Below are 12,083 nucleotides of genomic sequence, written 5' to 3' on the forward strand. Positions count from 1 at the left end.
ATGAAATTATACAACATAAAAGGTTATGCCTGGATCGTGGTAGGGTTAAGTTCATTTTTACTTATTGATAAGTATATTATGAATGTTTCTCCTAGCTTAATAGCTAACGAATTGATGAGTAGTTTCTCTATCAATGCTACACAAATGAGCGCGATGGTTTCGCTTTTTCTGTGGTCTGTTGTTTTTTGTCAGTTTTTTGTTGCTGGGCCTATCATCGATAAACTAGGGTTTAGGAAAGTAAGTTTCTTTTCTCTTATATTGTCAGCTATAGGATTATTACTATTTGTTCTTGCTGCTGATATACATAGTTTTCTCTTGGGGTGTGTTTCAAGACTGATGATAGGTGTAGGAGCATCTTTTGCTACTGTTGGATATATCAAAGCAGCAGCTGTATGGTTTGATCCGCGCAAGTTTGCTTTTGTGTGTAGCTTTTTAATGTCAGCAGCAATGACAGGTGCTTTACTTGGGCAAGTTCCTTTGGTTTATCTTATAGAACTAACAGGTTCTTGGCATAGTGCTTTAATTAGCTATGCGTGTTTTAGTATAGTTATAGCTTTTCTATATTTAGCTTTAGTTAGAGATTATAATCCTCATGCTTCATTTTCAAACCAATTAAGGCAAAAAACGGGCACTCTTGAAGGTATTAAAAAAGTATTGTTAAACGAAAACAACTGGTATCTAACCATGTATACAGGTCTGACTTTTACTACTATAGATGTGTTTGGAGGTATTTGGGGTAATAATTACTTTAGAGGATTATATGGTGTTGATGCTAAAGAAGCTTCTTATATAGTTTCTATGATGTTTTTAGGTTTAGCTATAGGTTCGCCTGTTATAGGGAAATTATCAGAGAAGTTTGATAATAGAGTTAATATAATGGTTTTCTTTCATATTATTGCTACAGTAGCTTTAGCAGTAGTGCTTGAATTTAAACTTACTCCGGCAATATCTGGTACTTTATTATTTATATTTGGTTTTTGCTTGGGTGTATATATGTTAGCTTTTGCAATAGGCAATCGTATTAATCCTATAGTAGTAGCTGCAACTGTAGCTGCTCTTATAAATACAGGCGAACCATTATTGGGAGCATTATTTGACCCACTTATAGGATACTTCTTAGATATGACATGGAGTGGTCAATACATAGATATGCATAATAATATTGTAAATATCGCCACTGACGGAGCTCATAGATACTTTAGTATTAATGCTTATCATAGAGCGTTTTTAATATTGGTGTTTAGCATGTTTATATCGTTTTTCCTACTAATATTAGTAAAGGATAAGGAAGTTAAATAAATCAATATGACCTTAGAGCAAGTATATTTTGCAAAAATAAAACAGTTAGGGTTGAAAGTTGATCCACTACAGCTTGAAGCTATACAGTCTTTGCAGAGAATAATAGATGAGCTGACGACAAAAAAAAAGCCTAAAAAACTTTTTTTTAACAAATTTATTTACCCCCACATTAGAGGATTTTATATGTGGGGCGGTGTGGGACGAGGTAAAACTTTCATTATGGATATTTTTTATAATGAAGTACCTACATCAAAGAAAAAACGTCAGCATTTTTCTCATTTTATGAAAGATATTCATACTCGTCTGCGTAGTTACCAAGGGAGTAAAAACCCTATTTCAAAGGTAGCTTATGACATCGCAAAAGATACTCAACTTATTTGCTTTGATGAATTTTTTGTTGAAGATATTGCGGATGCTATGATTTTAGGTAATATTTTTAAAGAGCTGTTTAGTTTAGGTGTGGTCTTGGTAGCAACTTCAAATATCGAACCTCAAAGACTATATTTAAATGGCTTACAAAGAGAGCTGTTCTTACCTGCAATAGATGTGCTGATAGCAAATGTTGATGTTTTAAACCTTGATTCAGGAGTAGATTACCGTTTTCGCTTACCAAATGAATATCTTAATTATTTATACCCATATAATGAAGCTAACAGGAAAAATTTTTTTGATAAGTTTTTTTTAAGTAATAAATACTTTGATAAAGATTTGAAGATAAACGTTTTAAATAGGGATATCGATGTTATTTTAGTTAGTTTCAAAGATGTTTGCTTTGATTTTAAGGCAATTTGTGGTGATGGACGTAGTGCTAATGATTACATTGAAATTTGTAAAATCTATAGACAGATATTTGTCTACAATCTAAAAAGTTTTAGTCAGGCAAATGAGGATATGGCTAGGAGATTTATCTCGTTAATAGATGAATGCTATGATCAAAATAAAAAAGTTATAATTTTGGCAGATTGTGACTTTAAAGAAATTTATAAGGGCAAGAGATTAAGCTTTGAGTTCCAACGAACTATAAGCCGACTTAACGATATGCAGAACCCTGGTTTTGGAGTCTTAGATGGCTAGTGTACAATATTTAGAAGTTTCTGATGATGTTATTGAGCAACGAATAGATAATTATCTGATTGGCAGATTTACTAAGTTACCTAAACCTTTGATATATCGCTGGATTAGAAAGGGTGAGTTGCGGGTAAATAAAAAAAGAGTTAAGCAAACTTCCCGTGTAAGTTCTGGAGATATAATTAGGATTCCTCCTTTTAGTGTTCAAGATGATACGCAACCAGTTAAAATCAATCAGTCACATTTAGATTTTTTAGAGAAGATTATCTTATATGAAACGGATGACTATATAGTAGTAAATAAACCCTCTGGAATAGCTGTACATGGTGGCTCAGGGGTTAACTCTGGGCTTGTTGAAAGACTTAGGCAGCTGCGTCCACAAGCTAGGCGTCTGGATTTGGTTCATAGGCTTGACAAAGAAACATCTGGTTGTGTGCTGTTAGCTAAAAAGCATAGCGCATTGGTATATTTTTTTGATTTATTTAAACAAAGAAAAGTAGACAAAGTTTACTATACTATAGTTCATGGGTTTTGGGATAAGAATATTAAAAGAATAGATTTGCCTCTTAAAAGAACAGAAACAAAAGATGGGCAGAGAATAGTTAAAGTTGATAAAAAAGAAGGTAAAACAGCTATTACTAATATTTTGTCTGTTGAACATTTACCTGGGGAATATAGCTTACTTAAGTTAAAGTTAGAGACAGGGAGAACACATCAAATAAGAGTGCATTGTAAAGCTATGGGACACCCGATCGTTGCAGATAAAAAGTATGGGTTTGTTAGTGTTGATGAAAAGCTGGCTAAACAAGGTATAGATAAGCTTTTGTTGCATGCTAGTAAGTTAGAATTTTTTGATGAAAAGCAACAACAAAAAATTACTATAGAAGCTAATTTAGATGAAAGGTTTTATAAGTTTTTATAAATAAAATTACTCCTTACTATCTTTTATCAACAGCAGGATAATTAAAGATATTGCCATACTCGCTACTAAGGTTGTAAAGGCAAAATGGTAAGAAGCTAACTCAAAGTATTTTATATCCAAAGAGCTAGTTTTTTGGGAGATTATTTCACCAGTGGAGTTCATAAACTTACCAGTCCACGACCAATCAAGAAAATATCCAATTAAAGGATCAAAAATCGCACCTAGTATTGGCTCACCTGTATTTATAAAAGCAGCTACGGTAGCAGTTATTATTATAGGATTTACTCTATTTCCTATGGCAAAAGATAACATGTAAATACCTAAACAAATCCCAAAAATAAATAATAGTACCGCAGAAGCAAAAGTACTAGTTTTGGTGAGCAGTACTATACTTAGAGCAATAGTTCCAATTATGTGAAAAACAACCATTACGCATTTCCGGTTATCAAGAATTTCTGATACTTTACCTAGTATTGGCGAGCCTATTGCCATTCCAATAAAGATCATAGATATTATGCTGGCTGCTTGTTCTTTAGAGATATTGTAAGCTTCTCGAAAATATGCATTTCCCCAAAAACCAGCAAAGGCATCAACTGCAGTGAAACTTAAGCCAACATATAATGTTAAATACCAGTTGTTTTTATTTTTTACAACCTGTTTTAAAGCCTCTAAGGTACCTAGTTGATTATTAGATGAGCTAGCTTCTGGTTGCTGAGGGTTATAATCACGAACAACAATGTAGTAAGTAACTGCTATAAATAAACTAGCTATACAAACTAAAAGCATAGCCATTTTCCAATCATTACACAAAGCTATCAAGTATGCTAAAGGTGCTTGAGCACACAATGCTCCAATCATAGCGGCAGTAGCGAGAAAGCTTGCAGCAAAAGCAAATTTACGTGGATCAAACCACACCGATACAGCTTTTAAATAAGATATTGTAGCGAATGATACCCCCATACCAGTAATTATACGAGCAATATAGGCTGTGCTTAAGCTACCAAAATTAGCTGCAACAACAAATAATATTACTCCTGCGGCTGAAATAGTTATAGATATCGGGCTAATAAGTCTAAAGCCAAACTTATCTACTATGGGTCCAGCTATAAAAAGTTGGCAAATAATAATTGACCAAAAATACGCTGATCCAAGTGCTCCTGTTTGGGTTGCATTAGTACCAAAGCTTTGCATCATATCATCCGTGATTAGGCTAGGGAAAACTTGCATAATATATTTGTCAAATAGTAAAAAAGAACTAAAAGCAATTATTATCCAAGCATAGCCACGTATATTGTGTATTTTCTGAGTCATGGAGTAAAATTAAAAAATTGTTAAATAAGATATTATTTTATGTCTGATAGTAAAGTAATTCAAGAAAGAATTCTTTTTCTTTGTCAATCTTTACTTTTCTGGTATGATAAATCTCAAATTAAAATCTACATATATAAAACATGTTAGCTAACATAAAAATTGACTTTAAAAAATTTTTATTGGTGCAAATGTTATTACTTTTTTTTGGCTGTACAGTTACATTGATCTTTTATGGGTGGGCATATTCTCAATCATTTTTATTAGGTGGACTAATCATGTTTTTGGCAAATTTTGTGTTTTTTGTCAGGTTATTTGTAAATAAACAGTTTTCACCGACGATAGAAATTATGATTTTTTTTCTTAGTGAAGTGTTAAAATTAAGTATAGTAGGTGTTGCCACTATATTGCTAGCTATTTACGTAAAACCCAAATTATTTCCTTACATTTTTGGAATAGTTTTGTTACAATTAGCGGTGTGTTTTGTACCTTTTCTACTTAAGCGAGTAAGATAGGTCTTTTTTGTGTGTTTATTTGGTTAATTATTAGTAATTGGTGGAAAAATAATGGCAAATACTGAGTCTAGCTCTCAAATTGCAACCGGATATGTCCAACATCACTTGCAACATTGGCAAGTAAGCTTAGGTGAGGGTTCCTTTTGGCAACTTAATGTTGATTCACTGTTGGTTAGTATAGTGCTAGGGAGTATGTTTATATTTATAATGTTCCTAGTGGCAAGGCGTGCTAGTGCTGATGTGCCTGGAAAATTCCAAAATATAGTAGAGGCTATTTGGGAATGGATGGATGGATTAGTTGCTGAGAACTACCATTATAAAAGAAACTTCGTAACTCCTTTAGCTCTTACTGTATTTGTATGGGTAGTGTTAATGAATTTTATGGATCTGCTACCAGTTGATATTTTTGGTTGGATCATAGGATTTTTCACTAATAGTCATGAGGCTTACTTTAGGGTTGTACCTACTGCTGATCCAAACGTTACTTTTGCTATGTCTATAGCAGTGTTCTTTTTGGTTATTTTTTATAATATCAGGGCAAAAGGTTTTGGGCTTGTTAAAGAGATCTTAAGTGCTCCTTTTGGGATTTGGTTATTTCCTTTAAATATTTTCTTTAGACTGGTTGATGAAGTAGTTAAGCCAGTATCTTTATCTTTGCGTTTATTTGGTAATATATTTGCAGGTGAGCTTATATTTATCCTTATAGCTCTTTTATATGTTTCAGGCTGGATAGCTGGTGGAGCTGGAGTGGTATTGGGAAGTATATGGGCGATATTCCACATATTGATAGTTTTAATACAAGCGTTTGTATTTATGATGTTGACTGTTGTTTATTTAAATATGGCACAGGAAGCTCACTAGTTTAGATTTAACCTTTAATAATATAATATATAAAATAGGAGAATAATAAAATGGATATGTCTTTACAGGTTTTAGGTAACTTAAATGGTTTAACAGCTATAGCGGTAGCTTTATTGATATCTTTACCAGCTTTAGGTACAGCTATTGGTTTTGGTGTTCTAGGTGGTAAATATCTAGAGGGTGTTGCTCGTCAGCCAGAATTAGGCGGTATGCTTTTAGGTCGTATGTTTATTGTTGCTGCTTTTGTTGACGCATTTGCTGCTATTTCAATTGCTATAGGATTCTTAGTACTTTATGCAAACCCATTGGCTATACCTGGTTTAGTTGATGCGGCTCAAAAAGTTGTTGGTGCATAATTACTTTCATATAAATCAAGATAAATTATCTAAAGGATAAGTAGATGGATATCAACGTAACTTTAATAGGTCAGATGATAACATTTGCAATCTTTGTTGTTTTTACAATGAAGTTTGTATGGCCGCCGCTACGTACAGCTTTAGAAGAGCGTAGAGAAAAGATAGCTAATGGCTTGGCTTCTGCTGATAGAGCTTCTAGAGAGCTAGAAGTTGCAAAAAGACAGTCTGCTGAAATTCTACGTGAAGCAAAAGCAAAAGCTACGGAAATAGTTGAAAATGCCTATGTTAGAGCTCATAAAATTGATGAGCAGGCTAAAGAAGAAGCTATTGCTATAGCTGAAAAGGTTAAAAGCATGGCTATGGCTGAAATCGATCAAGAGAAAATCAAGGCAAGAGAAGAGCTTAAGCAAGAATTAGTAAGTCTTGCTATAGCGGGAGCTAGTAAAATTATATCTGCAAAGGTAGATGAAAAGGCTAGTAACGATCTTTTAAAAGATTTTGTTGCTAAGATATAAAAATAATAGGGTAAATACATGGCAGATCTAAGCGTAATTGCAAAACCATATGCAAAAGCAGCGTTTGAGTTTGCAAACGAAAACAGCTTATCGCAAGAATGGTCTATGTTACTTAAAACTTTTTCCAAGTTGGTACAAGATGATTCAATGCAAAGCATTATTATTAGTCCTATATTTTCTCAATCTGAGATTGTGGAAGTTTTAAAAAGTCAGCTAAATGAAAATTTTTATAATTTTCTAACATTGATTGCTCAAAATAAAAAGTTAATGGTTTTGCCTTTAATTTCAGAACAATTTGAGTTGTTTAAAAATGCTCAAAACAATAGCAAAGTAGCCAAAGTAACTTTAGCTTATGCTACTGATAAAGATTTGTTAAATAGTTTAAAGGCAAGTCTAGAGAAAAAATTTGGTTGCTCTATGAGTCTTGAGGTTGAGATAAACCCGGCTATAGTTGGTGGGGCGATTGTTAGAGTCGGAGACACAGTTATAGATAGCTCAGTGTCTGGACGTTTAGAAAAATTAAAAAGTATTTTATTATCATAAATTATAGGAAGTGAGCTTATGCAACTAAGTCCATCAGAAATTAGTGGTTTGATTAAACAGAGAATAGAAAAGTTTGATAATTCTATCGAATTAAAGTCAGAAGGTACTATAGTTAGTGTTGCTGACGGTATTGTAACTATATACGGTTTGAATGATGTAACTGCTGGTGAAATGATAAAAATGCCAGGTGATGTATATGGTTTGGCACTTAACTTAAATACTGATTCAGTTGGAGCAGTAGTTTTAGGTGAATATGAGCATCTAAAAGAGGGTGATAAAGTATACTGCACAGGCAGAATACTAGAAGTTCCTGTTGGTGAGGCTTTACTTGGTAGAGTGGTTGATGCTTTGGGTAACCCTATTGATGGTAAGGGTGAGATAGCTGCAGATCATAGCTCACCAATTGAAAAAATTGCTCCAGGAGTTATTTGGAGAAAATCAGTAGATCAAGCATTACAAACTGGTATTAAGTCTATAGATTCGATGGTTCCAGTAGGAAGAGGTCAAAGAGAACTTATTATTGGTGATAGACAAATTGGTAAAACTGCTATTGCTATTGATACTATTATTAATCAAAAAGGTACAGGCGTTAAATGTATCTATGTGGCAATAGGTCAAAAAGCATCATCAATAGCTAATATTGTAAGACAGCTAGAAGAGCACGGTGCTATGGAGCATACTATTATAGTGGCTGCTACAGCGTCAGATTCTGCAGCTTTACAATATATAGCGCCGTACGCTGGTTGTTCTATGGGTGAGTACTTTAGAGACCGTGGCGAAGATGCTTTAATTGTTTATGATGATTTAACTAAACAAGCATGGGCTTATAGACAAATTTCACTTTTATTGAAAAGACCTCCTGGACGTGAGGCATATCCTGGTGATGTATTTTATCTTCACTCAAGACTTCTTGAGAGAGCAGCTAGAGTAAATGAAGAGTATGTTGAAAGATATACAAACGGTGAAGTTAAAGGTAAAACAGGTTCACTTACAGCTTTACCAATTATCGAGACACAAGCTGGTGATATTTCTGCTTTTGTACCTACAAACGTAATTTCTATTACAGATGGTCAGATATTCTTAGAGACAGACTTATTCAACTCAGGTCTAAGACCAGCTATCAACCCAGGTAACTCAGTATCTCGTGTTGGTGGTGCTGCTCAAACTAAGATTATTAAAAAACTTGGTGGCGGTATACGTTTAGCTTTAGCACAGTACCGTGAATTGGAAGCTTTCTCTCAGTTTGCATCAGATCTTGATGAGGCAACAAGAGCACAGTTAAATAGAGGTCAAAGGGTTACTGAACTTCTAAAACAAAAGCAGTTTTCAACACTATCTGTGGCATTGATGGCATTATCTTTATATGCTGCTGATAATGGTTATTTAGATAGTTTAGAAGTTTCAGAGGTTATACCGTTTGAATCAGCATTACATGCTTTAGCGACAGATAAGTACGCAGCTGTGATAGAAATGATTAATAAAACTGGTGGCTACGATGCTGAAATTGCTGATAAGCTAAAAGCAATCGTAGAAGATTGTAAAGCAACTCAAGCTTGGTAGGAGTAGACTATGTCTAATGCTAGAGAAATACGTTCCAAAGTGCAGAGTGTGAAAAATACTCAAAAAATCACTGGCGCTATGGAATTAGTAGCAGCTAGTAAGATGAGAGGAGCGATCGTTAAGATGAATAACGTGCGTCCTTATGTAGACTGTGCTAATACAATTATTAAAAATGTTGTAGCAGCTAGTATTGATTATCCTAACCCTTACTTGTTTGAAAGAGAGGTTAAAAGAGTTGGTTATATAGTTACCTCAACAGATAGAGGTCTGTGTGGTGGTCTAAACATTAATCTTTTTAAACACGTTCTGAAAGATATTAAGAAACATCTTGATGATAGAATCGAAGTGGATATATGTGTTATAGGATCTAAAGCAGAGACTTTTTTTAGGAAGTTAAAAGGCGTTAATGTTGTGGCTGTTGCTCACTATAATGATAAAGATTTAGAAACTAGTATTAGAATGGTTTCTGGAGCTGTGAAAGTAATGCTCGATAAGTTCACAAATAGTGAAATTGATAAATTATATTTATCTAGTAACCAGTTTATTGGCACAATAAAACAAAAGCCAAGGCAACAAGTGTTGCTTCCGATACAAGATGTGCTTACACAAGAGCAAAAGGCAGATGACAAAGATGTATCCAAAGGGCATTGGGACTATATTTATGAAAGAGATATAGAGGAAGTTCTAAACGCTTTATGTATGAGGTATATAGAAGCCCAAGTTAGAGGTGCAATATTAGAAAATGCGGCATGTGAGCAAGCTGCACGTATGTTGGCTATGAAAAATGCTACAGATAATGCAAGTGATATTATTGATCAACTAAAATTAGATTATAACAAAGTAAGGCAAGCTATGATTACCCAAGAGCTTGCAGAGATTTGTTCAGGTGCAGCAGCAGTTTAGGAGAGATAAAATAAATGAATACAGGTAAAATTATTCAAGTAATCGGGGCGGTTATAGATGTAGAGTTTTCTCGTGATAACACTCCAAAAGTATATGATGCTCTGAAAGTTCAAGAGACAGATTTAGTATTAGAAGTACAGCAGCAAATAGGTGATGGAGTGGTCCGTACTATCGCAATGGGTTCTAGTGATGGGTTAAGACGTGGTATGGAAGTTATAAATACAAATGCTCCTATCTCAGTTCCAGTAGGTCATGGTACGTTAGGTCGTATCATGAATGTATTGGGTGAGCCAATAGATGAAGCAGGTCCAATTGAGCATACTGAGAAAAGATCTATCCATCAAGCTCCTCCAGCTTATGATGAACTAGCTCTTAATACAGAAATTTTAGAAACAGGTATCAAAGTAGTAGACCTTATTTGCCCTTTTGCAAAAGGTGGTAAGGTAGGTTTATTCGGTGGTGCTGGTGTTGGTAAAACAGTTACTATGATGGAACTTATCAACAACATTGCAAAAGAGCATAGTGGTTACTCTGTATTTGCTGGTGTTGGTGAAAGAACACGTGAAGGTAACGATTTCTATTATGAAATGAAAGATTCTAACGTACTTGATAAAGTATCCCTAGTATATGGTCAGATGAATGAGCCACCAGGAAATAGATTAAGAGTTGCACTAACAGGCTTAACTATTGCAGAAGGTTTCCGTGATGAAAAGCGTGACGTGTTAATGTTTATTGATAACATATATCGTTATACATTAGCAGGTACTGAGGTTTCAGCTCTTTTAGGTCGTATGCCATCTGCGGTGGGTTATCAACCAACTCTAGCAGCTGAAATGGGTGCTTTACAGGAGAGAATCACATCAACTAAGACTGGTTCGATTACATCTGTACAGGCTGTATATGTACCAGCTGATGACTTAACTGACCCATCTCCAGCAACTACATTCTCACATTTAGATGCCACAATTGTACTATCACGTCAAATTGCTGAATTGGGTATTTATCCGGCTGTGGATCCTCTAGATTCTACATCTAGACAGTTAGATCCATTAGTAGTTGGTCAGGACCATTATGAAACAGCGCGTGCAGTGCAAAAGACCCTACAAAGATATAAAGAGTTAAAAGATATTATCGCTATTTTGGGTATGGATGAGTTATCAGACGAGGATAAAAAGACTGTTGATAGAGCTCGTAAGATTCAGAGATTTTTATCTCAGCCTTTCCATGTAGCAGAAGTATTTACTGGTAACCCTGGTAAGTTTGTATCTTTGAAAGATACTGTTGCTAGCTTTAAGGCTATTGTTAATGGTGAGTATGACCACTTACCAGAACAAGCTTTTTATATGGTAGGATCTATCCAAGAAGCTATCGAAAAAGCAAAAACTTTATAAGGTAAACTGATATGTCTAAGAACTATCTAAAAGTCAGTGTTGTTAGCCCTTCAGGTTCAGTTTTTACAGGTGAAGCTGACATGGTCAGCTTGCGTGGTTCAGCTGGTGAGATGGGTATAGCATATGGACATACAGAGCTCTTATCAACTATGCCAGCAGGCGTGGTTAATATTAAAAAAGACAGCGATACAGAGGTTTTATATGTATCCGGTGGGCTGATAGAGGTTACTCCTACTAGAGTTACTATTATGGTTGATGAAATGGAAAGGGCAGAAAATCTTAATCAAGCAGAAGCTGAAAAAGCAAAAGCAAGAGCAGAGGACGCTTTAAAAAATCCAGATGCATCAAAACTTGACATAGAAGCTGCTCATCAAAGATTAAGAGAGGCTGATGCTCGCTTAAAAGCACTTAACTCTTCTAAAGGGTTATATTATTCGAAGGATTAACCTTTTGTTTTGTTAGTTTAGCTAATTACTCTTGAAATAAACCTCCCAAAATCATTTTTTACAACATATTTTTCAATCTTAAAAGCTGTTATTAAGTAATACCAATTCCAACGCATATTATTACTTTCTAACTTTGTATTTTATATCTAATTTAATCCTTTAATATTTGCCAATAGTGACTGTTATTGCCTGCTTAAATTAGTCATAAACTCCTTTGTGATAAATGCATCAATTTATGTTGGAATTGGTATAAATAATTTAAATTTTTCAGTTGTAGTTGAAATCAATCAAACAAATTCATGGTGACAAATTTGGTAATTTTGGCACCAGCAAAATATAGTAGCATTAATGAATATTAGCGGATATATTGGCAGAAAAATAAAGTTATCAAAAAAT

The 12,083-nt window shown here is 34.4% G+C and carries 13 protein-coding genes; 12 read left to right on the plus strand and 1 reads right to left on the minus strand.

Annotation, left to right across the window (positions count from 1 at the left end):
* The 3 genes from E3E15_RS00805 to E3E15_RS00815 are packed head-to-tail and all read left to right on the plus strand — an operon-like array spanning nucleotide 1 to nucleotide 3,289.
* Nucleotides 1–1,299, plus strand: coding sequence for an MFS transporter (locus E3E15_RS00805; protein WP_035720847.1), 1,299 nt, complete (start codon nucleotides 1–3; stop codon nucleotides 1,297–1,299).
* A gap of 6 nt (nucleotides 1,300–1,305) precedes the next feature.
* Complete coding sequence (zapE, locus tag E3E15_RS00810) at nucleotides 1,306–2,373, plus strand: cell division protein ZapE (RefSeq protein ID WP_172106237.1); 1,068 nt, start codon at nucleotides 1,306–1,308, stop codon at nucleotides 2,371–2,373.
* Nucleotides 2,366–3,289, plus strand: a complete 924-nt coding sequence (locus E3E15_RS00815; RefSeq protein WP_172106238.1) for an RluA family pseudouridine synthase — start codon at nucleotides 2,366–2,368, stop codon at nucleotides 3,287–3,289. Before zapE ends, E3E15_RS00815 begins: the two co-directional genes overlap by 8 nt.
* A gap of 6 nt (nucleotides 3,290–3,295) precedes the next feature.
* Here E3E15_RS00815 and E3E15_RS00820 read toward each other — a convergent pair whose 3' ends face one another.
* Complete coding sequence (locus E3E15_RS00820) at nucleotides 3,296–4,600, minus strand: MFS transporter (protein ID WP_172106239.1); 1,305 nt, start codon at nucleotides 4,598–4,600, stop codon at nucleotides 3,296–3,298.
* Nucleotides 4,601–4,740: 140 nt separating this feature from the next.
* Here E3E15_RS00820 and E3E15_RS00825 point away from each other — a divergent pair, with 140 nt between their 5' ends.
* Genes E3E15_RS00825 through E3E15_RS00865 form a run of 9 tightly spaced genes read left to right on the plus strand, consistent with a single transcriptional unit; the run spans nucleotide 4,741 to nucleotide 11,687 of the window.
* Nucleotides 4,741–5,112, plus strand: coding sequence for an ATP synthase subunit I (locus E3E15_RS00825; RefSeq protein ID WP_172106240.1), 372 nt, complete (start codon nucleotides 4,741–4,743; stop codon nucleotides 5,110–5,112).
* Between the two features lie 51 nt (nucleotides 5,113–5,163).
* On the plus strand, nucleotides 5,164–5,973 hold the full coding sequence (gene atpB / locus E3E15_RS00830) for a F0F1 ATP synthase subunit A (protein ID WP_172106241.1): 810 nt from the start codon (nucleotides 5,164–5,166) through the stop codon (nucleotides 5,971–5,973).
* 50 nt (nucleotides 5,974–6,023) lie between these two features.
* Complete coding sequence (locus tag E3E15_RS00835) at nucleotides 6,024–6,329, plus strand: F0F1 ATP synthase subunit B (protein WP_035720860.1); 306 nt, start codon at nucleotides 6,024–6,026, stop codon at nucleotides 6,327–6,329.
* A gap of 44 nt (nucleotides 6,330–6,373) precedes the next feature.
* Nucleotides 6,374–6,844 carry a F0F1 ATP synthase subunit B gene (locus tag E3E15_RS00840; protein ID WP_035720862.1) on the plus strand — a complete coding sequence of 157 codons (471 nt, stop codon included), beginning with the start codon at nucleotides 6,374–6,376 and terminating at the stop codon, nucleotides 6,842–6,844.
* An 18-nt stretch (nucleotides 6,845–6,862) separates the two neighbouring features.
* On the plus strand, nucleotides 6,863–7,387 hold the full coding sequence (locus E3E15_RS00845; protein ID WP_172106242.1) for a F0F1 ATP synthase subunit delta: 525 nt from the start codon (nucleotides 6,863–6,865) through the stop codon (nucleotides 7,385–7,387).
* 18 nt (nucleotides 7,388–7,405) lie between these two features.
* Nucleotides 7,406–8,947, plus strand: a complete 1,542-nt coding sequence (gene atpA, locus E3E15_RS00850) for a F0F1 ATP synthase subunit alpha (protein ID WP_172106243.1) — start codon at nucleotides 7,406–7,408, stop codon at nucleotides 8,945–8,947.
* Between the two features lie 9 nt (nucleotides 8,948–8,956).
* Entirely contained in the window at nucleotides 8,957–9,850 is an 894-nt protein-coding gene (locus E3E15_RS00855; RefSeq protein WP_035720868.1) for a F0F1 ATP synthase subunit gamma, read from the plus strand.
* 14 nt (nucleotides 9,851–9,864) lie between these two features.
* Nucleotides 9,865–11,241 carry a F0F1 ATP synthase subunit beta gene (gene atpD / locus E3E15_RS00860; protein ID WP_035720870.1) on the plus strand — a complete coding sequence of 459 codons (1,377 nt, stop codon included), beginning with the start codon at nucleotides 9,865–9,867 and terminating at the stop codon, nucleotides 11,239–11,241.
* 11 nt (nucleotides 11,242–11,252) lie between these two features.
* Nucleotides 11,253–11,687 carry a F0F1 ATP synthase subunit epsilon gene (locus E3E15_RS00865; RefSeq protein ID WP_035720872.1) on the plus strand — a complete coding sequence of 145 codons (435 nt, stop codon included), beginning with the start codon at nucleotides 11,253–11,255 and terminating at the stop codon, nucleotides 11,685–11,687.
* Nucleotides 11,688–12,083: the final 396 nt, after the last annotated feature.

It is taken from the genome of Allofrancisella frigidaquae (assembly GCF_012222825.1).
Lineage (GTDB): Bacteria > Pseudomonadota > Gammaproteobacteria > Francisellales > Francisellaceae > Francisella > Francisella frigidaquae.

Bases quoted from the DNA above. Each gene is read 5' to 3' on its own strand.
- E3E15_RS00805 (WP_035720847.1), top strand. From the start codon at position 1: ATGAAATTATACAACATAAAAGGTTATGCCTGGATCGTGGTAGGGTTA.
- E3E15_RS00840 (WP_035720862.1), top strand. From the start codon at position 6,374: ATGGATATCAACGTAACTTTAATAGGTCAGATGATAACATTTGCAATC.
- E3E15_RS00835 (WP_035720860.1), top strand. From the start codon at position 6,024: ATGGATATGTCTTTACAGGTTTTAGGTAACTTAAATGGTTTAACAGCT.
- E3E15_RS00820 (WP_172106239.1), bottom strand. From the start codon at position 4,600: ATGACTCAGAAAATACACAATATACGTGGCTATGCTTGGATAATAATT.
- E3E15_RS00855 (WP_035720868.1), top strand. From the start codon at position 8,957: ATGTCTAATGCTAGAGAAATACGTTCCAAAGTGCAGAGTGTGAAAAAT.
- atpA (WP_172106243.1), top strand. From the start codon at position 7,406: ATGCAACTAAGTCCATCAGAAATTAGTGGTTTGATTAAACAGAGAATA.
- E3E15_RS00825 (WP_172106240.1), top strand. From the start codon at position 4,741: ATGTTAGCTAACATAAAAATTGACTTTAAAAAATTTTTATTGGTGCAA.
- E3E15_RS00865 (WP_035720872.1), top strand. From the start codon at position 11,253: ATGTCTAAGAACTATCTAAAAGTCAGTGTTGTTAGCCCTTCAGGTTCA.
- atpD (WP_035720870.1), top strand. From the start codon at position 9,865: ATGAATACAGGTAAAATTATTCAAGTAATCGGGGCGGTTATAGATGTA.
- zapE (WP_172106237.1), top strand. From the start codon at position 1,306: ATGACCTTAGAGCAAGTATATTTTGCAAAAATAAAACAGTTAGGGTTG.
- E3E15_RS00815 (WP_172106238.1), top strand. From the start codon at position 2,366: ATGGCTAGTGTACAATATTTAGAAGTTTCTGATGATGTTATTGAGCAA.
- atpB (WP_172106241.1), top strand. From the start codon at position 5,164: ATGGCAAATACTGAGTCTAGCTCTCAAATTGCAACCGGATATGTCCAA.
- E3E15_RS00845 (WP_172106242.1), top strand. From the start codon at position 6,863: ATGGCAGATCTAAGCGTAATTGCAAAACCATATGCAAAAGCAGCGTTT.